This is a genomic window from Streptomyces camelliae, assembly GCF_027625935.1.
GTDB lineage: Bacteria > Actinomycetota > Actinomycetes > Streptomycetales > Streptomycetaceae > Streptomyces > Streptomyces camelliae.
In genome coordinates this window covers 7,765,677-7,787,068 of the sequence record NZ_CP115300.1, presented here as the reverse complement: position 1 = coordinate 7,787,068, position 21,392 = coordinate 7,765,677, and the positions used below count along the sequence as shown (strand labels likewise).

Here is a 21,392-nt window from a genome sequence, read left to right as displayed (position 1 = left end):
GCTTTTCGCACTTGTCGGCCGTGGATCTCCGTTCCTACCGTTGTGTCACCCGTCAGTGACACACAGGAACCGGAGGAAACCCTCTGTGCCCGAAAGCCGTGTGCCGCGTTCCCGGCGCTTTCTCGTCTGTGAACCCAGACATTTCGCCGTCAGTTACGCGATCAATCCCTGGATGCATCCCGACCGACCGGTCGACGTGGATCTCGCCCAGGAGCAGTGGCAGGCGCTGATCCGCGCCTACCGCACCCACGGCCACACCGTCGAGTCGGTCGAGCCGGTGCCCGGCCTGCCCGACATGGTCTTCGCCGCCAACGCGGCCTTCGTCGTCGGCGGCCGGGTCTTCGGCTCGCTGTTCCACGCACCCGAGCGCCGCCCCGAGTCGGTGCACTACGACACCTGGTTCAAGACGGCGGGCTACGACGTGTACCGCCCGGAGGCGGTGACCGAGGGCGAGGGGGACCTGGTGTGGACGGGCCGGTACGTGCTCGCCGGCACCGGGTTCCGCACCACCCGCGAGGCGCACCAGGAGGCGCAGGAGTTCCTCGGCCACCCGGTGATCGGCCTGACTCTGGTGGACCCGTACTTCTACCACCTGGACACCGCGCTGTTCGTCCTCGACGACGACAACATCTGCTACTACCCCGAGGCGTTCTCGGCGGGGAGCCGCGAGGTGCTGCGCCGCCTGTATCCGGACGCGGTGCTCGCCGGCCGCGACGACGCGATGGCGTTCGGCCTGAACTCCGTGTCCGACGGCCGCAATGTCTTCATCGCCCCGCAGGCCGAGGCGCTCGCAGACAGCCTCGCCGGCCACGGTTACGTCCCCGTCCCCGTCGACCTTTCGGAGTTCCACAAGGCCGGCGGTGGCATCAAGTGCTGCACCCAGGAGATCCGCTGATGACCGCGCCCACCCGTGTGTCCGCGCCGACGCGTACGTCCGCCGACCTGATCCGCGCCGAGGAACCGGTCCTCGCGCAGAACTACCACCCGCTGCCCGTGGTCGTCGCCCGGGCCGAGGGCGCCTGGGTCGAGGACGTCGAGGGCCGGCGTTACCTCGACATGCTCGCCGGTTACTCGGCGCTGAACTTCGGCCACCGTCACCCGGCGCTGATCGAGGCCGCGCACCGCCAGCTGGACCAGCTCACGCTGACCTCCCGCGCCTTCCACAACGACCGGCTCGCCGAGTTCGCCGAGCGGCTCGCGGCGCTGACCGGGCTGGACATGGTGCTGCCGATGAACACGGGCGCGGAGGCCGTGGAGAGCGCCGTGAAGGTGGCCCGCAAATGGGCGTACGACGTCAAGGGCGTCCCGGACGGACAGGCGACGATCGTCGTCGCGGCGGAGAACTTCCACGGCCGTACGACGACCATCGTCAGCTTCTCCACCGACGAGACGGCCCGCGGCGGCTTCGGCCCGTTCACGCCCGGCTTCCGGATCGTGCCGTACGACGACCTGGCCGCGCTGGAGGAGGCGGTCGACGACACGACGGCTGCGGTGCTGATCGAGCCCATCCAGGGCGAGGCCGGCGTCGTCATCCCCTCCGCCGGCTATCTCGCCGGGGTGCGCGAGCTGACCCGGCGCAAGGGCTGCCTGTTCATCGCCGACGAGATCCAGTCGGGCCTCGGCCGCACCGGCCGCACCCTCGCCGTCGAGCACGAGGACGTCGTGCCGGACGTGCTGACGCTCGGCAAGGCGCTCGGCGGCGGCATCGTGCCGGTGTCGGCGGTGGTGGCCCGGCGCGAGGTGCTGGGCGTGCTGCACCCGGGCGAGCACGGCTCCACCTTCGGCGGCAACCCGCTCGCGGCGGCCGTCGGCACGGCCGTGATCGGCCTGCTGGAGACCGGCGAGTTCCAGCGGCGGGCCGCCGAGCTGGGCGTGGTCCTGCGCGACGGACTGGCCGAGCTGGCCGGCGGTGGCGTGGTCGGCTTCCGGGCGCGCGGGCTGTGGGCGGGCGTCGACATCGACCCGGCGATCGGCACCGGCCGTGAGATCAGCGAGCGGCTGATGCGGGAGGGGATCCTGGTCAAGGACACCCACGGCTCCACCATCCGGCTGGCGCCCCCGCTGACCGTCACCGCGGAGGAGCTGCGCTCGGCGCTGGCGGCGCTGGCCAAGGTGCTGGGTTCGTGACCTGAGGGGCGGAGGGCGGGGCCTGTCATGCTCCGGCCCCGCCCGCCGTCCCACGCGGCCCACTGCCCGTCCCGCCCGGCGCCCCGAGGGTGAAGATTGAGCCAGGAAGGGGTAGACCACTCTCAGCGACAGAGAGGCCGACCGTGGGCACTCACGAGAAGCGGGACGCTGCCCGGCAGCGGTTCGACGTGGCCGATGCCGCGCCCCTGCTGCTCGACGCGCGGGGCGTGGTGACGAGTTGGACCCGCGATGCCCAGCGGCTGCTGGCGTACCCGGCGGCCGAGGTGGTGGGCACCGAGGTGACCGGTCTGCTGTCCGCCGAGGACGCCACGCGGGTGCCCGAACTGGCCGCGCGGTGCCGCAGGGACGGCGGCTGGGCGGGGCTGCTGACCGCGCGGCGCAAGGACGGGCAGCCGGTCCGGGTGATGGTGCGGGTCACTCCCGCGATGGAACCCGGCGGCGCGCCGCACTGGCTGGTTCTGCTCTCCGACGTCTCCGGGGCACGCGGCTGGGACATGAGCCGTGCGGTGCTGGAGCAGATGGTGACCGACTCCCCCGTCGGCATCGCCATCGTGGACACGGATCTGCGGTGCGTGTGGTCGAACGCGGCCCTGGAGCGGTACGGCGGCGGCTCCCCGCGGGAGCGGCTGGGGCGGCGGCTGGCGGAGATCCAGCCGGGCATCGACTTCGGCGGCATCGAGACCCAGATGCGGCGCGTGCTGGAGACCGGCCGGCCGGTGGTCGGGTACGAGCATGTGGGCCAGGTGCGGTCCGCGCCGCACCGGGAGACGGCGCACATGATGTCGTTCACCCGCCTGGACGACGACCAGGGCCACCCGATGGGCGTGTACTACACCGTCGTCGACATCACCGACCGGCACCGGGCCCGGCAGCGCCTCGCCCTGCTCGACCGGGCCGGCGAGCAGATCGGCCGCAGCCTGGACATCGTGCGCACCGCGCAGGAACTGGCCGACGTGGCCGTGCAGGACTTCGCCGACTTCGTCAGCGTGGACCTGCTGGAGTCCGTGCTGCGGGGCGCGGAGCCCGAGCAGCCGGGCGACACGGACCGGGTGCCGCTGCGGCGCGCCGGGCAACAGTCGGTGAACCCGGGGGTCCCGGAGTCCGTCGTCGGGATCGGCGAGGTGGCCACCTATTTCGCCGGCTCGCCCCCGATCCGCTGTCTGACCACGGGCCGCTCCTGGCGCGAGGCACGGCTCGATCCGCTGGCCAGGGAGTGGGCCACGGACATCCCGGACGGCCGGGCGGCGACCTTCCTGGACCTGGGCCTGCACAGCGTGCTGATCGTGCCCGTCAGCGCGCGGGGCGTCACGATGGGGGTCACGACCTTCTTCCGGGGCCACCGGCAGGACCCGTTCGACGAGGACGACCTGAGTCTCGCCGAGGACCTGGTGTCCCGGGCGGCGGTGTGCGTGGACAACGCCCGCCGCTACACCCGCGAACGGGACGCAGCCCTGGTCCTGCAGCGCAGCCTGCTGCCGCAGCGACTGCCCGAGCAGGCTGCGGTGGAGGTGGCCGCCTGCTACCGGCCGGCCGACGAGCTGACCGGCCTCGGCGGCGACTGGTACGACCTGATCCCGCTGTCCGGTGCGCGCGTCGCCCTCGTCGTGGGCGAGGTGCCGGGGCACGGGATCGACGCCGCCGCGGCCATGGGGCGGCTGCGCACCGCCGTACGCACCCTCGCGGCGCTCGATCTGCCGCCCGAGGAGGTCCTCGCCCATCTCGACGACCTGGTGGCGCGCACGGCCGACGAGGAAGGCCTGCCGCTTGCGGACACGACGGCCGGCGGCGCGGAGTCGGTGGGCTCGGGGTGTCTGTACGTCGTCTACGACCCCGTCGCCGGGCAGTGCGCGATGGCCGCCGCAGGCCATCCGGCGCCCGCCGTCGTCCTGCCCGACGGCGCCGTCAGCTTCGTCGATCTGCCGCAGGGGCCGCCGCTCGGGGTGGGCGGTGCCCCCTTCGAGGCGGTCGAGCTGTCCCTGGCCGAGGGCAGCACGCTGGCCCTGCACACCGACGGCCTGCTGGCCCACGCGTACGACAACGGAACGGCCGACGCTGACCGCGGCCGGCTGCGCCGCGCCCTGGAGCGGTACGGCTCCTCGCTCGATCAGGCCTGCCGGACCGTGATCGACGCCCTGGTCCCGGCCCGGCCGCACGACGACGTGGCCCTCCTGCTGGCCCGCACCAGGCTGCTCGGCACGGACCGGGTCGCCGACTGGGAGCTGCCCCCCGACCCGGCCGCGGTCTCCGACGCCCGCAAGGACGCCGCCCGGCAACTGGACGAGTGGGGCCTGGAGGAACTGGCGTTCACGACCGAACTGGTCGTGAGCGAGCTGGTCACCAACGCCATCCGGCACGCCGAGGGCCCCATCCGGCTCCGGCTGATCAGGAACCGGACCCTGATCTGCGAGGTCAGCGACGGCAGTGCCACCGCGCCCCATCTGCGCCATCCGCGCGTCACGGACGAGGGCGGCCGCGGGCTGCTGCTGGTCTCCCAGTTCTCCCAGCGCTGGGGAACCCGCTTCGTACCCGGCGGAAAGGTCATCTGGGCCGAGCAGTCCCTGACGGAGCCGCCGGTCTGACGTGCGCGGCACGCGGGGACGTCGTATGACAGAGAACAACGGCTGGCAGAGGAAGACGGCGGGAACCGGCGTGATTCCGGCGGATGGGTGGCAGCCATGGACGACACGGCCATCGACTACGCGGCAGTGTTCCAGGCGCTGCCGGGCATGGTGGCGCTGCTGACGCCCGGTCTGGTCTTCGCGGATGCCAACACGGAGTTCCTGAAGGCGGCCCGGCGCACCCGCGATCAGGTGGTGGGGCGCTATCTCTTCGACGTCTTCCCGGACAATCCGAACGACCCCGGCGCGTCGGGCATGCGCAATCTGGCCGCTTCGCTGACGCGGGTCGCGGCCACCGGCGAGCGCGACGCCATGGCCCTGCAGCGCTACGACGTCGAGAACCCCGACCGGCCCGGGGAGTGGGAGGAGCGCTACTGGAGCCCGGTCAACGCCCCGGTGTTCGGCCCGGAGGGGAAGGTGAGGCTGCTGGTGCACCGGGTGGAGGAGGTCACCGAGCTGATCCGGGCCCGCGGCGGTCCCACCGGGGGCCGGACCCGGGTCCTGGAGGCCGAGCTGTACACGCGCGCCCGCGAACTGCAGGAGCTCAACGAGCGGCTGCGCCGGGCCCACGCCCGCGAGCGCGAGGTGGCCCTCGCCCTGCAGGAGGCCATGCTGCCCGCCTGCCGGCAGGTCGGCCACCATCGTGTCGCCGTGCGGTACCGGCCCGCGGTCGGCGCGCTGAACGTGTGCGGGGACTGGTACGACCTCGTCGACCTGGTCGGCGGCAACCGCATCGGGGTGTCCGTGGGCGACGTGGTCGGCCACGGCCTGGCGGCCGCCGGGGTCATGGGCCAGCTGCGCAGCGCGCTGAGCGCCGCCTCCCGGGTGGCCATGGGGCCGGGCGAGGCCCTGAACATCCTGGGGCGGTACGCGAGCGTCGTCGACGGCGCCGAATCGGCCACCGCCGTCACGACGTTCATCGACTTCGACGACCACACGATCAGCTACAGCAGCGCCGGACATCCGCCGCCCGTCCTCGTCCACCCCGACGGCCGCACGGAGTTCCTCGACCAGGCCACCGACCCGCCGCTCGACGCCTGCCCCGACCCGATACCCCGCCCCCAGGCCATGACGGACTTCGCCGAGGGCGCCACCCTCGTCCTCTACACCGACGGCCTGGTCGAGCGTCGCGGTGAGGACATCGACGCCGGTCTGGCCCGCCTCGCCGACTCCCTCGCACGCCACCGCGAGGAGGACCCCGAGAGTCTCGCGGACGCCGTTCTGCTGGAGCTGCTGCCGCCCGGGGGCGCCACCGACGACACGGCACTGGTCATCGTGCGGTTGTGACGGACGCGCGGACGGGCATGAGGGAGGTGCGAGGCGGTTACGTATGACTCACATATGACTGCGCCTGGCGGAGTGAGGGGCGAGCCGTGTTCTACTACCTGCTCAAGTACGTGCTGCTGGGCCCCCTGCTGAGACTGGTCTTCCGGCCCCGCATCGAAGGCCTGGAGCACGTGCCGGCATCGGGCCCGGCCATCGTCGCGGGGAACCATCTGTCCTTCTCCGACCACTTCCTGATGCCGGCGATCCTCAAGCGCCGGATCACGTTCCTGGCGAAGGCGGAGTACTTCACCGGCCCGGGGCTCAAGGGCCGGCTGACCGCGTTCTTCTTCCGCAGCGCCGGCCAGATCCCGGTGGACCGCTCGGGCAAGGAGGCCGGCCAGGCGGCGATCCGCGAGGGGCTCAAGGTGCTGGGCAAGGACGAGTTGCTCGGCATCTACCCGGAGGGGACGCGGTCGCACGACGGGCGGCTGTACAAGGGCAAGGTCGGTGTCGCCGTGATGGCGCTGACGGCCGGCGTGCCGGTCGTGCCCTGCGCGATGATCGGCACGTTCGAGGCCCAGCCGCCCGGCAAGGTCATCCCGAACGTCCACCCCGTCACCATCCGCTTCGGCAAGCCCCTCGACTTCTCCCGCTACGCCGGCATGGAACAGCAGAAGGCGATCCTGCGGGCCGTCACCGACGAGATCATGTACGCGATCCTGACGCTCTCCGAGCAGGAGTACGTCGACGAGTACGCGGCCGTCGTCAAGGTCCGGCAGACCGCGGAGACGGGCGGAAAGGGGCGCAAGTTCCCGCGGGCGCCGCTCAGTTGACGGCCGTTGCACGAGTGAGGGGCGGCCGGAAGATCCCGGCCGCCCCTGGTCACCGTACGGAACCGGTCACGGCTTGGGCGTGGCGTGCGGGCCGCAGGTCACGTCCGCGCCGTCCAGCTTGCCGTCGATCAGGTAGGCGTCGACACGCTGGTTGATGCAGGGGTTGACCAGGCTGGTCACACCGTGGGAGCCCGCGTCCTTCTCGGTGATCAGACGGGAGCCCGCGAAGCGCCGGTGCAGCGTGACGGCGCCCTCGTACGGGGTGGCGGCGTCCCGGGTGGACTGCACGATCAGCACCTGCGGCAGCCCCTTGTGGGTCGTGACGTCGACCGGGTTCTGCTGCTTGACCGGCCAGGTGGCACACGGCAGGTTCATCCACGCGTTGGCCCAGGTCATGAACGGGTACTGCGTGTTCAGCCGGGTGTTGTCCCGGTCCCACTTCTTCCAGCTGGTGGGCCACTTGGCGTCGGTGCACTCGACGGCCGTGTAGACGGCGTTGCTGTTCTCCGCGGAGATGTTGCCCGCGGTGTTCGACAGGTCGGGGGCGGCCGCGTCGACCAGTGCCTTGGTGTCACCGGCGACGTACTTGCTGAACACCGTCGCGACCGGCACCCACGAGGAGTCGTAGTACGGGGCGCTCTGGAAGAAGGAGATCAGCTCGGCCGGGCCGACGACCCCGCCGATGGGGCTCTTCTTGGCGGTGGCGCGCAGCTGGAGCCACTCGGCCTGGACGGCGGCGCGGGTGGTGCCGAGGTGGAAGGCGGCGTCGTTCGCGGCGATCCAGTCCTCCCAGTCCTTCCAGCGGCCCTCGAAGGCGATGTCCTGGTTCAGGTTGGCCTGGTACCAGATGTTCTCGCGGGCCGGGTCGACCACGCTGTCCACGATCATGCGGCGCAGGTGGCCCGGGAAGAGGGTGCCGTAGACGGCGCCGAGGTAGGTGCCGTAGGAGACACCGAGGTAGTTGAGCTTCTTCTCACCCAGGGCCGCGCGGATGACGTCCAGGTCGCGGGCGGTGTTGGGCGTGGTCATCTGCTGGAGCATCGCAGGGCCGGTGCGCTCCAGGCAGCCGTCCGCGTACTGGCGGGCCAGCTTGCGCTGGGCCAGCTTGTCCGCCTCGGAGTCCGGCACCGGATCCATCTTCGGCGCCTTGACGAACTCCTGCGGGTCCTCGCAGGAGATGGGCGCGGAGTGGCCGACGCCGCGCGGGTCGAAGCCGACGAAGTCGTAGGCCTTGGCCACGTTCGCCCACAAGGGGTTCTTGGTGGTGACGCGGCGCGGGAACCGCATACCCGAGCCGCCGGGGCCGCCCGGGTTGTAGACGAGCGCGCCCTGGCGCTCGGCCTTGGTCCCCGTGTTGCCGATGCGGTCGACGGCGAGCTTGATCTGCTTGCCGTACGGGTGGGCGTAGTCGACGGGCACACTGACCCAGCCGCACTGGATGGGCTTCTCCAGCCCCCAGTCGGCCGGGCAGTCCTGCCAGTCGATGCCCGCCTCGGCCGCGCGGGCGGCGGCGATCGCGGCGCCCTTGGCCTCCCGGTCCTGGCTGGGCCGGCCGGCGGCGCTGGCCGCGGGCGCGGACACGGCGCCGGCGATCAGGGTGGCGGTGACGAGTGCTCCGGCCGAACCGAGCGCCAGCAGGCGGCTCTTCGGTCTGTTGTCCCTCAAGTGGGCCCCTCCCCCTACATGCAGGATCACTGCGAGTGGTCAGTTCGAGGGATCCTCTCGGCTGTGAGCAGCCTGAGAACAGGGGGGCGTCGGTCATCTTTACCAATCCGATAACCGGATGATCATGTTCGAGCCGCGAACTGTCAGTCGAACCTGGCCAGTGCCTCGTCCAGGAGTCGTCGCAGGCGCAGGGCGTCCGGGGCCACCGCGCTGAGCAGTGCTGCCGGGCCCGCCAGCGGTATCAGCGCGGCACACTCCCCCAAGGCCTGCGCCCGGACCGGTTCCTGCGCGAACTCCGGCCGTACGACGACCAGTTGCCCCACCGCGCGCTGCCCCGCAAGCACGGCCGGACCGTCCCAGCCGCCCGGCGCCCCGGGTCCGCAGGCCAGCTCCTGGTCCAGCACCGTCCGGCCCGCGATCCGTACCGTCAGGCGGCTGGTGAGCCGACCGGGTTCTTCGCCGGAGCGGCCCAGCACCTGTTCCTCGCGCAGCACCAGACGTGCGCCTGCGGTGAGTTCGGCGTGGGTGGTGACGTACAGGTCGCTGCCGCCGGCCGAGATCAACTGCTCGGGCAGCCAGCGCAGTTCGGCGTCGTCGGCCACGTCGAGCCGGACGTCGTAGCGGGCCTCGGCCTTGGTCTGGCCCGGCAGGGCGATGGTGGCGGCGGCCGATCCGACGTGCAGCCGGGCGCCCTCCGCGACGCTCGCCGTGAGCGCGAGGCGGTCGCCGCCGAGCGGGCCGCTCATCGCGCCGACGACCAGCACCCTGGCCTCGCCGCCGGCGGCCCGGGTGCGGCGCAGGGCCAGTGGCCCCTCGCCGTCCAGCACGGGCAGCGCGGTGCCGCCGCGACCGTCGGGCCGGGCGACGATCCGCGCGTGCGCCCGGACGCCGGTGGCGGTCACGCCGTCCACGTGGCGAGCCGCTCCCGCACCCAGGCGGCGACGTCGGCGGCCCCGCGCTCCGCGCGCAACGACTGGAAGACCACCGGGAGTTCGGCCCGCTGCGCCTTGGCGTCGGCGGCCATCCGGGTCAGGTCGGAGCCGACGTACGGGGCGAGGTCGGTCTTGTTGACGACGAGCAGGTCGGCGGTGGTGACGCCGGGGCCGCCCTTGCGCGGGATGTCGTCGCCGCCGGCCACGTCGATCACGAAGATCTGCGCGTCCACGAGCCCCTTGGAGAAGGTCGCGGTGAGATTGTCGCCGCCGGACTCGACGAGGATCAGGTCCAGCGGTCCGACCGCGTCCTCCAGGTCCTCCACGGCTTCGAGGTTGGCGGAGATGTCGTCGCGGATCGCGGTGTGCGGGCAGGCGCCGGTCTCCACGGCGGTGATCCGCTCGGGCGGCAGCACGGCCTCACGGAGCAGGAACTCGGCGTCCTCGCGGGTGTAGATGTCGTTGGTGACGACGGCGAGGGACAGCTCGTCGCGCAGCGCCCGGCACAGCGCGGCGACGGTCGCGGTCTTCCCGGACCCGACGGGCCCGCCGAGCCCGATGCGCAGGGCGCGGCGCGAGCCGTCGGGCCGGTGCGCGTCCGCGCTGACGGCGGCGGGGCCGGAGTGGGTGTGATCGAGGTGCATGTACGGCTCCGTTGTTCCGTGTGCCTGGTACGGGTGGGAAAGTCAGGAAGCGAAGAGGCGGACGGGCCAGCCGGCGTGCCATTCCGCCCCCACCTCCAGCAGCGGTGCCGATGCGGCGGGCAGCGCGTCGGTTCCCTCCTCGGTCACCCTCCTCGCCGCCTCCACCGCCCGGTCGGCGACCCGGTCCAGCTCGGGGGCCAGCCTCGCCAGGACGCCCGTCGCGTCGAACGGGTCCAGGCTGAGCAGTCGTACCGTGGCCGTGGCCGGTCCGCTGACGCTCTCGTAGAGCGCGCAGTGGGCCGCGTCCCGCGGGGCGAGTCCGGCGGCCCGTGCGGCGAGTCCGAGCACGACCGGCTGGTGGGCGCCCTTGGGGAACTGCCGTGCCAACGCATCGAGTTCGGGGGACGGCCAGCTCGCCCGGGCGGCCCGCAGCAGTTGCCGGCCGAGCCGGCGGGCAGCGGCGCGCAGGGCGGGGGACGGGGTGCGGGCGTCCGCCGCCGCGTCCAGCTCACTGGGGTCGGTGCCGAGTGCGGCGGCGGCCGCCAGCGCGGCCGCGACCAGCCCGGCGGTGTGCAGCCGGCCCCGGCAGAAGTCCTCCAGGCTCGCGGCGGAGGTGATCCGGCCCGCCTTGACGGCGGCCTCCGCCCCGCCGGAGTGCGCGTGCCCTCCGGCGGGGAAGCGGCCGTCGGCCAGGACGAGCAGTGCGGCCCTGCTCATCAGAAGAGGAAGTAACGCTGGGCCATGGGCAGTTCGGCGGCCGGTGTCGCCTCGACCAGTTCGCCGTCGATGTGCACGGCGAAGCTGTCGGGGTCGATCCGGACGTCGGGCCGGGCGTCGTTCTCGCGCATGTCGGCCTTGGTGACCTGGCGCGTGGACGCGATCGGCACGAAGCGCTTGCCGAGCCGCAGCCGCTCCGGGAGGCCGTCCTCGATCGCCAACTGGGCCACGAAATTGACCGAGTTGGCGGCGGGGGCGCGGCCGATCGCGCCGTACATCGGGCGGGGCAGGATCGGCTGCGGGGTGGGGATGGAGGCGTTGGCGTCGCCCATCTGCGCGTACGCGATCTGCCCGCCCTTGATGACGAGATGCGGCTTGACCCCGAAGAACGCCGGTTCCCACAGCACGAGGTCGGCGAGCTTGCCGGTCTCGACGGAGCCGATCTCGGCGGCGAGGCCCTGGGCGAGCGCCGGGTTGATCGTGTACTTGGCGACATAGCGCCGTACCCGGCGGTTGTCCGCGCGCCCGTCACCCGGAAGCGCCCCACGCCTGCGCTTCATCACATGGGCCGTCTGCCAGGTGCGCAGGATCACCTCGCCCACCCGGCCCATCGCCTGGGAGTCGGAGGAGATGATCGAGATCGCGCCGAGGTCGTGGAGGATGTCCTCCGCGCCGATGGTGGACGGCCGGATCCGGGACTCGGCGAACGCCAGGTCCTCCGGGACGGCGGGGTTGAGGTGGTGGCAGACCATCAGCATGTCGAGGTGTTCCTCGGCGGTGTTGACGGTGAACGGCCGGGTCGGGTTGGTCGAGCTGGGCAGCACGTTGGGCTGCGAGACCACGCTCATGATGTCCGGTGCGTGCCCGCCGCCGGCGCCCTCGGTGTGGTACGAGTGGATGCCCCGGCCCGCGATCGCGGCGAGGGTGTCACCGACGAAGCCGGCCTCGTTCAGCGTGTCCGTGTGGATGGCGACCTGGATGCCGGTGCGGTCCGCCACGGTGAGCGCGGCGTCGATGACGGCCGGGGTGGAGCCCCAGTCCTCGTGCAGCTTCAGGCCGGCCGCGCCGCCGCGGATCTGGGAGAGCATCGCCTCGTGCGAGACGGTGTTGCCCTTGCCGAGGAACCCGACGTTGACCGGGTAGGCCTCCATCGCCTCGAACATCCGGGCGAGGTGCCAGGGTCCGGGCGTGACAGTGGTCGCCTTGGAGCCCTCGGCCGGGCCGGTGCCGCCGCCGACCAGGGTGGTGATCCCGGAGGCCAGCGCCTCGTCGGCGATCTGCGGGCAGATGAAGTGGACGTGGGCGTCGATGGCGCCGGCGGTGAGGATCCGCCCGTTGCCCGCGATGATCTCGGTCTCGGGGCCGATGACCAGGTCCGGGTGCACCCCGTCCATGGTGTCGGGGTTGCCCGCCTTGCCGATCGCGGTGATCCGGCCGTCGCGGATGCCGACATCGGCCTTGACGACGCCCCAGTGGTCGACGATGACGACCCCGGTGAGCACGGTGTCGGGGGTGCCCTCGGCGCGGGTGGCGCGGGACTGGCCCATGGACTCGCGGATGACCTTGCCGCCGCCGAAGACCGCCTCGTCGCCGGAGATTCCGGGTCCGCCGGAGCGGTCCTCCTCGATCTCGATCAGCAGATCGGTGTCGGCGAGCCGGATACGGTCACCGGTGGTCGGGCCGAACAGGTCGGCGTAGGCACCGCGGGAGAGCTCAGGCATCGAGGGCACCTCCGGTCTCCCCGCGCAGCCCCGGCACGATCCGGGCGCCGGTGAGGGGGACGAGTTCGACGTCGACGGGGATGCCGGGCTCGAAGCGCACGGCGGTGCCGGCGGCGATGCTCAGCCGCTTGCCGCGCGCCGCGGCGCGGTCGAACTCCAGACCGGGGTTGGCCTCGGCGAAGTGGTAGTGGGAGCCGACCTGGACGGGCCGGTCGGCGGCGTTGAGGACGGTCAGCCGGGTGACCTCACGGCCCTCGTTGTAGACGATCGGGCCCTCGGCGAACAGGATCTCTCCGGGAATCACGGCAGCCCCCGTCAGATGATCGGTTCGTGGACGGTGACGAGCTTGGTGCCGTCCGGGAAGGTGGCCTCCACCTGGACGTCGTGGATCATCTCGGGGACGCCTTCCATGACGTCGTCCCGGGTGAGCAGCTTGCGGCCGGAGGACATCAGCTCGGCGACCGTACGGCCGTCACGCGCGCCTTCGAGGATGTGCGACGTGATGAGCGCGACCGCCTCCGGGTGGTTGAGCCTCAGCCCGCGGGCCCGGCGCTTCTCGGCGACGTCGGCCGCCACGTGGATGAGCAGCCTCTCTTGCTCGTGCGGGGTCAGTTGCACGTCCCACCTCACAGTCCTCGCTCCGGACCGTGCGGGGTCCGGTTGCCGCAGCCACCACGACGGGGTCAGGTCTAACAGACGGACATTTCCCAAGATCAAGGAGAATCCGGGCAGAAAAACCCCTGGTGGCGTGGATCGGCAGGCTAGTTCGTCGGCGTTTCAACGACGTTAACCAGACCTTGATCCACCGATGACTGCACGATGGGACGGGCCTTACCGGTTCACCCGCACGGGTCAGGACACCCCGGGTCCGCGATGCTCGGCGGCGATCCCGAACCGGCGCTGTTCACGCGGAGCGGAACCGGCCTCGCGGACGCCCGAGACAGAGCTGATGATCTGCTCCTCGGCCGCACCGGCCGCCTCGTCCAGCGCGTCCAGCCGCTCCAGATCGGCGGCCGAGACCAGCGCGACCAGCGGCTTTCCATGCCGCGTCACGACGACGCGCTCACCGCCGTACACCACCCGGTTGATCAGGTCGGCGAGCTCAGCCCTGGCTTGTGTCACCGGAATCTCGTAGGCCATACCCCCATTCTAACGTCACGTACATCCTGTACATTTTTTACAGAAGCAGCGCCGCATCGTCGGCCGCGCCACGAGAAGGGGTATGTCCATGTCCCGGCAATTCGCCGCCCACGCCCGCTATGTCCTGCCGGAATTCACCGAGCGCACCAGCAGCGGCGCGCGCACCCTCGATCCCTACGGCAAGCTCTTCGAGGACCGGATCGTCTTCCTCGGCACCCCGCTCGACGACACGGCGGCCAACGACGTGATGGCGCAGCTCATGTACCTCGAACACGCGGCCCCCGAGCGGGACATCACGCTGTACATCAACTCCCCCGGCGGCACCTTCCATGCGATGACGGCGCTCTACGACACGCTGCGCTACGTCAGCTGCGACGTGGCCACCTACTGCCTGGGCCAGGCCGCCTCCTACGCGGCGCTGCTGCTCGCGGCCGGCACCCCGGGCAAGCGGTTCGCGCTGCCCGGCGCGCGCATGGTGATCGCGCAGCCCCAGCTGGCCGCGCCGGTGCAGGGTCAGCCCAGCGACCTCTTCATCCAGGCCGAGGAGTTGGGCCGAATGCGGGCGCTGGCGGAGGAGATGCTCGTCCGGCACACCGGGCGCACGGCGGAGCAGGTGCACGCCGACCTGGAACGGGACTTGGTGCTGGACGCCCCGGCGGCACTGGCCTACGGTCTGGTGGACGGCATCGTGCCCAGCCGGCGGAGCACGCCCGGCGCACCGGACGCGAGGTGAGCCGACGATGCTTCCGGAGCTGCCGCCGCTGCCCGCGCTGACGCGTGCCGAGGGCGATCTGATCGACCGTTACCTGGAGGCGGTCGACCTGCTGGGCAGGATCAACCCGGCCCTCGACGGCGACACCTACCGGGGTCTGCGCGCGGCCCAGGCCCTGGTGCGCAAGGCCGCAGAGCTGCGGGACGCCCTCGCGTTGATGCATCAGCGGGGCGAGGCGGAGCTGCACGGGGACACGCTGGCACGGGCGTTGCGGGTGCTGGACGGTGAACGCCGTACTGCGCGCGTCGCGCTCCCGCCGGAAGGCGTCCGCTGATCCGGACGCCCGAACGGGCCGACGGGCAGCGGTGTCGACACGTGACCGTTCGCGCGGGACACAAACGGCCCGAACGACGTACCGCCGACCGGTGTATATCCGGATCATTTCCGCGGTCTTCCGACTTGCGCAGGGCGCCCGGCCGACGATCACGCGCAGGCATTTCGTCCCAGGTCGGGGCCTACGTACGAGAACTGACGGTGACTCGAACACAGCACTGTCCACCCGAACGGGCGAGTGGTGAGTAACGCCACAAATCCCCGGATCCATTGGGATTTTCGGACAGCGGTGAGCCAAGATCCCTGACTGACGACAAGCCCCCGCCACCGCGGCGGGGCGATCCGGGCGGACGCCGAATCCTGCCGCCGCCCCGGATGACCGGTCGACAGGAGTGGATCGGCAGGAGTGGAGGACCCAAGCAAGACGGGTCGCCGGAGCGGATGTTCGTCTGTGCGTCACTGGCAGACGGACTGAGGTTCCGGGCAGCCCTTGGGGTGAAGCCGCGGCAACGCGGCCGGGCACCTTCGCCAGCCCGAATCCGACAGGTCATCCTTCACAGGCGGCTGACGAAGGGTTGCGCATGACTGCGCTCAATCGTGTCCCGTCGCTCATGGCCCGGGCCGGCACGGCCTCGGCACTCACCCTGGCCGCCGTCGGCGGCTCGATCGTGGTCCCGGGTCTCGCCACCGACGCCTCGGCCGCGAGCCTCGCGGCGAAAGCACTCCAGGTCGCGGCCTCCAAGAAGGGTGCCCCGTACGCGTGGGGGGCCACCGGACCGCGCCGCTTCGACTGCTCCGGGCTGACGCTCTACTCGTTCAAGAAGGCGGGCAAGACCCTGCCACGTACCGCAGCCGGGCAGTACAACAAGACGCGCCACATCTCGGCCGGCAACCGCCGGGTCGGTGACCTGGTGTTCTTCCACTACGGCTCGAACGTCTACCACGTCGGCATCTACGCCGGACAGGGAAAGATCTGGCACGCTCCGAAGACCGGGGACGTGGTGCGGCTCCAGAAGATCTGGACCAAGAGCGTCTGGTACGGCCGGGTCAGCTGATCCATCGTCAGGGGCGGAGCGGCTCCAGCAGAGGGGCCGCTCCGTCCCTCAGGGGTGCTGCCCCGCGGGAACCATCCACGGCAGTTCGATGGAGACCGTCTTGCCGCCCTCACGGGTCGGGCGGATACGGAGTTTGCCGCCGTATTCGGCGGTGAGCCAGCGGATGATGACCATGCCGCGGCCATTGTCCTGCTGGACTGCGGCGGGCAGTCTCTTCGGGAAACGCGGATGACTGTCCGTGACGCCGATGCGCAGATGTTCGTCACGGTCCAGCGCGATGTCGACCGTGAAGGTGGGTGACTGACCGAAGGTGTGCTGTACGGCGTTGGTGGCGAGTTCGGAGACGATGAGCCGCACGGTGTCGGCCGCTTCGGTGTCCGACGGCAGACCCCATTCCGCGAGGGTCCCCACGACGTACGAACGGGCGGCGGAGACCGAGGCGGGATCGCTCGGCAGAGTGACGGATGCTTCCAGATGGTCTGCCATGGCGACGTCGTCCCTTTCCCCCGGGACCGCAGTCCGACAAGGAGCGGATGGTTCGAGTACGGTCCCGGACTGGTGCTTCCTCGTCAGCCTGCCATCACCGGACCGGTCACGGGGAGCGATCCACCAAGATATGCATATATCTGTCGCCCAAAGCGGTGAACTCTACGACGCGAGACCGTATTCGGGCGGCCCGGAAGGAGTAAGGAGGAGCCCATGCAGAACGGTCCGGCGGTGCGGCGCCGCAAACTGGGCGCCGAACTGCGCATGCTGCGTACCGGTGCTGGGCTCACGAGCGGTGAGGCGGCCCGGCTCGTCGGCTGGCACCAGTCGAAGGTGAGCCGGATCGAGACCGGTGCCAGCGGGGTGAAACCGGCCGATGTGCGCTCGCTGCTGGACGCCTACGGGGTGCGGGACGGGCATCTGCGCGAGTTGCTGCTGATGCTGGCGGGCTCCGAGGGGGCGGGCGACCGGCACCGCTGGTGGCACGCCTACCGCGGGGTGCTGCCGCCCACGTACCGGGATTTCATCAGTCTGGAGTCGCAGGCGAGCGCGATGCGCACTCTGGAGACCACGGTGGTGCCGGGACTGCTCCAGACGCCCGAGTACGCCCGCGCGGTGACCCGGGCGGCCGTGCCCGATCTGGACGAGGAGCGCCTGGACACGCTGGTGGAGGTGCGGCTGGCCCGGCAGGACGTGCTGCGCTCGGACCCGCCGCTGACGCTGTGCGCGGTACTGGACGAGGCGGTGTTGCGGCGCGAGGTCGGCGGCCCCGAGGTGATGGCCCGGCAGCTGGAGCGGCTGCTGGAGGCCGCCCGGCTGCCCCAAGTCCGGCTCCAGGTACTGCCGTTCGGCGCCGGCGCCCATGTGGGCCTCACCGGACCTTTTGTTATTTTCTCATTTCCGAGCACTTCTGATCTGGATGTGGTTGTTCTAGACCAGTTGACGAGTAGCCTCTACCTGGAGCGGAAAGAAGACCTCATGGCCTACTCCGAGGCCTTCACGACCCTTCAGTTCCACGCCCTTTCCCCCGAGGAATCGTTGGACTACATCGCCGGGATAGGTGACGGCGCGTAAGGAGGCACACCCCCCATGTCAACACTGCCTCGGAACGTCCCTGCCAGTACCGACCTGCACGACGTGCGCTGGCTGCGCAGCAGCTACAGCACGGGAGCCAACAACTGTGTGGAGACGGCGCGGCCGTGCTCCGGTCCCTGGACCGGACTGCTCGCCGTACGGGACTCCAAGAGCCCGGCCGGACCCGCACTGCTCTTCTCGGCCGACAGCTGGGCGGAGTTCCTCACTGCCATCTGACCGCAGCCGGTGAAGCACGGCCGTGTCACGCCGACTCATGGTCGCGTTTCGCCGATCACCCGTACAGCGCGTTCGATCTCGGCCCCGGACAGGTCCGCGCGGGCGGTCAGTCTCAGCCGCGAGATGCCGTCGGGCACGGAAGGAGGACGGAAGCAGCCCACGGCCAGCCCTGCCGTACGGCAGTCGGCCGCCCAGCGCACCGCCTGCTCCGGGGACGGAGCTCGCACGGAGACCACCGCGGCGTCCGGACGCACCGCCTCCAGACCCGCGGCGGTCAGCCGTGCGTGCAGTTCCGCGGCCACCTCACGGGCTCGCGCCGCGCGCTCCGGCTCCCGCACGAGCAGCCGCAGCGCCGCCAGGGCCGCACCGGCCGCCGCCGGGGCCAGGCCCGTGTCGAAGATGAAGGTCCGGGCCGCGTTGACCAGATGGTCGATCACCCTCGCCGGTCCCAGCACCACCCCGCCCTGACTGCCCAGCGACTTGGACAGGGTGGCCGTGACCACCACGTCCGCGGCGCCCGCGAGCCCGGCCGCGTAGGGCGCTCCCCGGCCGCCCTCGCCCAGCACCCCGAGCCCGTGCGCGTCGTCCACGACCAGCCCGGCCCCGTGCTCCCGGCACGCCTCGGCCAGCGCGGTCAGCGGAGCCGCGTCGCCGTCCACGGAGAACACCGTGTCGGAGACGACGATCGCCTCGCCCGCGTGCGTGGTCAGCGCCTTGCGCACCGCCTCCGGGTCCGCGTGCCCCACCACCTGCCGCTCACCGCGGGCGAGCCGGCAGCCGTCGATGAGGGAGGCGTGGTTGCCCGCGTCGGAGACGATCAGCGAGCCGTGCGGGCCGAGCGTGGTGACCGCGGCCAGGTTGGCCGCGTAGCCGGAGGAGAAGACCAGGGCCGCCTCCACGCCGCAGAAGGCGGCCAGCTCGCGCTCCAGCTCGGTGTGCAGTTCGGTGGTGCCGGTGACCAGCCGGGAGCCGGTGGACCCGCCGCCCCAGGTCCGCGCCGCCCCGGCCGCGCCCTCGATGACCTCGGGGTGGTGGGCGAGGCCCAGGTAGTCGTTGCTCGCCAGATCCAGCAGGGCTGAGTCGGCGGGGCGCGGGCGCAGGGTCCGTACGAGTCCGGCGCGGCGGCGCGCCTCGGCCTGGTCGTCGATCCAGCCGAACGCCATGGGTCCTCCGGGGCTTTTGTAGGTAGCGGACAGACCCTAGCGGGACGGCCAGCCGCCCAGGGTGTGGCAATACCCACACGGTGAACTGTCTGTGTTGTGCAAACTCTCCTTGGCCCGGGACGGTCCCGTAGGACAGGATCGGACCTCATGGACCTGCTGAACACGCTGGTGGACAAGGGGCTTCGGCGCGAGCTGCCGACCCGCGAGGAAGCGCTCGCCGTACTGGCCACCTCCGACGACGACGTACTCGATGTGGTGGCCGCGGCCGGAAAGGTGCGCCGGCACTGGTTCGGGCGCCGGGTGAAACTCAACTATCTGGTGAACCTGAAGTCGGGTCTGTGTCCGGAGGACTGCTCCTACTGCTCCCAGCGGCTCGGCTCCGACACCGGCATCCTGAAGTACACCTGGCTCAAGCCCGACGAGGCCTCCAGGGCCGCGGCGGCCGGGCTGGCCGGCGGTGCCAAGCGGGTCTGTCTGGTGGCGTCCGGGCGCGGTCCGACCGACCGTGACGTGGAGCGGGTCGCCGGCACCATCAAGGCGATCAAGGATCAGAACGAGGGCGTCGAGGTGTGCGCCTGCCTCGGGCTGCTCTCCGACGGCCAGGCCGAGCGGCTGCGCGAGGCGGGCGCGGACGCCTACAACCACAACCTCAACACGTCCGAGGGGACGTACGCGGACATCACCACCACCCACACCTACGCCGACCGGGTGGACACGGTGAACAAGGCTCACGCCGCCGGTCTGTCCGCCTGCTCCGGCCTGATCGCGGGCATGGGCGAGAGCGACGAGGACCTGGTCGACGTGGTCTTCTCGCTGCGCGAGCTGGACCCCGACTCGGTCCCGGTCAACTTCCTGATCCCGGTCGAGGGCACCCCGCTGGCCAAGGAGTGGAACCTCACCCCGCAGCGCTGCCTGAGGATCCTGGCGATGGTCCGCTTCGTGTGCCCGGACGTCGAGGTGCGCATCGCGGGCGGCCGCGAGGTCCATCTGCGCACGATGCAGCCCCTCGCCCTGCACCTGGCCAACTCCATCTTCCTCGGCGACTACCTGACCACCGAGGGCCAGGCCGGCAAGGCCGACCTGGAGATGATCGCGGACGCCGGGTTCGAGGTGGAGGGCGCCGGCGAGGTGACCCTGCCCGAGCACCGCGCGACGGCGGCCACCGGCGGCTGCGCAGCGCACGAGAGCGCCGGGTGCGGCTCGCACGAGGGTGCCGGATGCGGGTCCGTCTGCGGCTCGCACGAGGGTGCGGACGGGTGCGGTACGGCGGCCACGGCCGCGGCGCCCGCCGCGCACGAGGCCCGCACCGACCTCGTCGCCGTCCGCCGCCGGGGTGCCGGAACGGACCTCGCGCCCAATGCCTGACCTGCCCGGCCCGAGCGTGCCCGACCTGCTGGAGCTGGACCGGCGGCACGTGTGGCATCCGTACGGACCGATGCCCGGGCGTGTCGAACCGCTCGTCGTGGAGTCGGCGAGCGGGGTCCGGCTGCGGCTCGCGGACGGCTCGGGCGAGCTGGTGGACGGCATGTCGTCCTGGTGGTCGGCGATCCACGGCTACAACCACCCGGTCCTCAACGAGGCGGCCCGGCGGCAGCTCGGCCGGATGAGCCATGTGATGTTCGGCGGGCTCACGCACGAGCCCGCCGTACGGCTCGCAAAGCTCCTTGTCGACATGTCGCCCGAGGGCCTGGAGCATGTCTTCCTGGCCGACTCCGGCTCGGTGTCGGTCGAGGTCGCCGCGAAGATGTGCCTCCAGTACTGGCGTTCGCTCGGCCGCCCGGGCAAGCGGCGCCTGCTGACCTGGCGCGGCGGCTACCACGGCGACACCTGGCAGCCGATGTCGGTGTGCGACCCCGAGGGCGGGATGCACGAGCTGTGGTCCGGCGTGCTGCCGCGCCAGGTGTTCGCCGACGCGCCCCCGGTGGAGTACGAGGAGTCGTACGCGGACCGGCTGCGTGAGCTGATCGCACGCCACGCGGACGAACTGGCCGCGGTGATCGTGGAGCCGGTGGTGCAGGGCGCGGGCGGGATGCGCTTCCACTCCCCCGCCTATCTGCGGGTGCTGCGCGAGGCGTGCGACGCGCACGACGTGCTGCTGGTGTTCGACGAGATCGCCACCGGGTTCGGCCGGACCGGTGCGCTGTTCGCGGCGGACCACGCGGCCGTCACCCCGGATGTGATGTGCGTGGGCAAGGCGCTGACCGGCGGCTATCTGACGATGGCGGCGACGCTGTGCACCGCGCGGGTCGCCGACGGCATCTCGCGGGGCGAGGTGCCGGTGCTCGCGCACGGCCCGACGTTCATGGGCAACCCGCTCGCGGCCGCCGTCGCCTGCGCCTCGGTCGAACTGCTGCTGGGGCAGGACTGGCTGTCGGAGGTCAAGCGGATCGAGTCGGGTCTGCGGGAAGGACTGGCGCCGGCCTCGGAACTGCCGGGGGTGAAGGACGTCCGTGTCCTGGGCGCCATCGGGGTCGTCCAGCTCGACCACGAGGTGGACATGAAGGCCGCGACGGACGCCGCGGTGCGGGAGGGTGTGTGGCTGCGGCCCTTCCGCGACCTGGTCTACACGATGCCGCCGTACGTCGCCTCGGACGAGGACGTGGCACGGATCGCGCGCGCGGTGTGCGCCGCGGCGCGGGAGGGTTGAG

The 21,392-nt window shown here is 71.7% G+C and carries 22 protein-coding genes; 12 read left to right on the top strand and 10 right to left on the bottom strand.

Annotated features, from left to right (window positions below; genetic code table 11):
* Positions 1-85 precede the first annotated feature (85 nt).
* The 5 genes from ddaH to O1G22_RS35690 all read left to right on the top strand — a co-directional run bounded on the left by ddaH (position 86) and on the right by O1G22_RS35690 (position 6,865).
* Positions 86-895 carry a dimethylargininase gene (gene ddaH / locus O1G22_RS35710; RefSeq protein ID WP_270085075.1) on the top strand — a complete coding sequence of 270 codons (810 nt, stop codon included), beginning with the start codon at positions 86-88 and terminating at the stop codon, positions 893-895.
* Positions 895-2,127, top strand: coding sequence for an ornithine--oxo-acid transaminase (gene rocD, locus O1G22_RS35705; RefSeq protein WP_270085074.1), 1,233 nt, complete (start codon positions 895-897; stop codon positions 2,125-2,127). The genes ddaH and rocD overlap by 1 nt, the downstream gene beginning before the upstream one ends.
* Positions 2,128-2,270: 143 nt before the next feature.
* Positions 2,271-4,727, top strand: coding sequence for a SpoIIE family protein phosphatase (locus O1G22_RS35700; RefSeq protein ID WP_270085073.1), 2,457 nt, complete (start codon positions 2,271-2,273; stop codon positions 4,725-4,727).
* A 96-nt stretch (positions 4,728-4,823) separates the two neighbouring features.
* Positions 4,824-6,053, top strand: coding sequence for a PP2C family protein-serine/threonine phosphatase (locus tag O1G22_RS35695; protein WP_270085072.1), 1,230 nt, complete (start codon positions 4,824-4,826; stop codon positions 6,051-6,053).
* An 86-nt stretch (positions 6,054-6,139) separates the two neighbouring features.
* Complete coding sequence (locus O1G22_RS35690; RefSeq protein ID WP_270085071.1) at positions 6,140-6,865, top strand: lysophospholipid acyltransferase family protein; 726 nt, start codon at positions 6,140-6,142, stop codon at positions 6,863-6,865.
* A gap of 66 nt (positions 6,866-6,931) precedes the next feature.
* Here O1G22_RS35690 and O1G22_RS35685 read toward each other — a convergent pair whose 3' ends face one another.
* From O1G22_RS35685 to O1G22_RS35650, 8 genes are all read right to left on the bottom strand, one after another.
* A complete protein-coding gene (locus O1G22_RS35685; protein WP_270085070.1) occupies positions 6,932-8,530 on the bottom strand; it encodes an alpha/beta hydrolase in 1,599 nt (532 codons plus the stop codon).
* 143 nt (positions 8,531-8,673) lie between these two features.
* Positions 8,674-9,432: an urease accessory protein UreD gene (locus O1G22_RS35680; protein ID WP_428986527.1), complete on the bottom strand. Its 759-nt coding sequence runs from the start codon at positions 9,430-9,432 to the stop codon at positions 8,674-8,676.
* Positions 9,429-10,106: an urease accessory protein UreG gene (ureG, locus tag O1G22_RS35675; RefSeq protein ID WP_270085068.1), complete on the bottom strand. Its 678-nt coding sequence runs from the start codon at positions 10,104-10,106 to the stop codon at positions 9,429-9,431. The genes O1G22_RS35680 and ureG overlap by 4 nt, the downstream gene beginning before the upstream one ends.
* Before the next feature lie 42 nt (positions 10,107-10,148).
* Positions 10,149-10,823 (bottom strand): urease accessory protein UreF, encoded by a 675-nt coding sequence (locus O1G22_RS35670; protein ID WP_270085067.1) that lies wholly within the window; start codon positions 10,821-10,823, stop codon positions 10,149-10,151.
* Positions 10,823-12,544, bottom strand: coding sequence for an urease subunit alpha (locus tag O1G22_RS35665; protein WP_270085066.1), 1,722 nt, complete (start codon positions 12,542-12,544; stop codon positions 10,823-10,825). Before O1G22_RS35665 ends, O1G22_RS35670 begins: the two co-directional genes overlap by 1 nt.
* A complete protein-coding gene (locus O1G22_RS35660; RefSeq protein ID WP_270085065.1) occupies positions 12,537-12,848 on the bottom strand; it encodes an urease subunit beta in 312 nt (103 codons plus the stop codon). The genes O1G22_RS35665 and O1G22_RS35660 overlap by 8 nt, the downstream gene beginning before the upstream one ends.
* An 11-nt stretch (positions 12,849-12,859) precedes the next feature.
* Positions 12,860-13,162 carry an urease subunit gamma gene (locus O1G22_RS35655; protein ID WP_225098894.1) on the bottom strand — a complete coding sequence of 101 codons (303 nt, stop codon included), beginning with the start codon at positions 13,160-13,162 and terminating at the stop codon, positions 12,860-12,862.
* Between the two features lie 234 nt (positions 13,163-13,396).
* On the bottom strand, positions 13,397-13,684 hold the full coding sequence (locus O1G22_RS35650) for a type II toxin-antitoxin system Phd/YefM family antitoxin (RefSeq protein WP_225098893.1): 288 nt from the start codon (positions 13,682-13,684) through the stop codon (positions 13,397-13,399).
* Positions 13,685-13,772: 88 nt separating this feature from the next.
* Here O1G22_RS35650 and O1G22_RS35645 point away from each other — a divergent pair, with 88 nt between their 5' ends.
* The 3 genes from O1G22_RS35645 to O1G22_RS35635 all read left to right on the top strand — a co-directional run bounded on the left by O1G22_RS35645 (position 13,773) and on the right by O1G22_RS35635 (position 15,784).
* Positions 13,773-14,417: an ATP-dependent Clp protease proteolytic subunit gene (locus O1G22_RS35645; RefSeq protein WP_270085064.1), complete on the top strand. Its 645-nt coding sequence runs from the start codon at positions 13,773-13,775 to the stop codon at positions 14,415-14,417.
* Positions 14,418-14,424: 7 nt separating this feature from the next.
* Positions 14,425-14,730 (top strand): hypothetical protein, encoded by a 306-nt coding sequence (locus tag O1G22_RS35640; protein ID WP_225098891.1) that lies wholly within the window; start codon positions 14,425-14,427, stop codon positions 14,728-14,730.
* A 580-nt stretch (positions 14,731-15,310) separates the two neighbouring features.
* Positions 15,311-15,784 carry a C40 family peptidase gene (locus O1G22_RS35635; protein ID WP_270085063.1) on the top strand — a complete coding sequence of 158 codons (474 nt, stop codon included), beginning with the start codon at positions 15,311-15,313 and terminating at the stop codon, positions 15,782-15,784.
* Positions 15,785-15,832: 48 nt separating this feature from the next.
* Here the strand turns inward: O1G22_RS35635 and O1G22_RS35630 are convergent, their stop codons facing one another.
* Complete coding sequence (locus O1G22_RS35630; protein ID WP_225098889.1) at positions 15,833-16,270, bottom strand: ATP-binding protein; 438 nt, start codon at positions 16,268-16,270, stop codon at positions 15,833-15,835.
* Positions 16,271-16,483: 213 nt separating this feature from the next.
* Between O1G22_RS35630 and O1G22_RS35625 the strand changes: the two genes are divergently transcribed.
* Both O1G22_RS35625 and O1G22_RS35620 read left to right on the top strand, forming a co-directional pair.
* Entirely contained in the window at positions 16,484-17,344 is an 861-nt protein-coding gene (locus tag O1G22_RS35625) for a helix-turn-helix domain-containing protein (RefSeq protein WP_270085062.1), read from the top strand.
* 15 nt (positions 17,345-17,359) lie between these two features.
* Positions 17,360-17,581, top strand: coding sequence for a DUF397 domain-containing protein (locus O1G22_RS35620; RefSeq protein ID WP_270085061.1), 222 nt, complete (start codon positions 17,360-17,362; stop codon positions 17,579-17,581).
* Between the two features lie 35 nt (positions 17,582-17,616).
* Here the strand turns inward: O1G22_RS35620 and O1G22_RS35615 are convergent, their stop codons facing one another.
* The gene (locus O1G22_RS35615; RefSeq protein WP_270085060.1) at positions 17,617-18,744 is read right to left on the bottom strand and encodes an 8-amino-7-oxononanoate synthase; all 1,128 of its coding nucleotides are present in this window, start codon (positions 18,742-18,744) and stop codon (positions 17,617-17,619) included.
* A 147-nt stretch (positions 18,745-18,891) separates the two neighbouring features.
* On the opposite strand from O1G22_RS35615, the gene bioB reads away from it, so the two are divergent.
* Positions 18,892-20,109 carry a biotin synthase BioB gene (gene bioB, locus O1G22_RS35610; RefSeq protein WP_270085059.1) on the top strand — a complete coding sequence of 406 codons (1,218 nt, stop codon included), beginning with the start codon at positions 18,892-18,894 and terminating at the stop codon, positions 20,107-20,109.
* On the top strand, positions 20,102-21,391 hold the full coding sequence (locus tag O1G22_RS35605) for an adenosylmethionine--8-amino-7-oxononanoate transaminase (protein ID WP_270085058.1): 1,290 nt from the start codon (positions 20,102-20,104) through the stop codon (positions 21,389-21,391). The genes bioB and O1G22_RS35605 overlap by 8 nt, the downstream gene beginning before the upstream one ends.
* The last annotated feature ends 1 nt before the right edge of the window (position 21,392 follow it).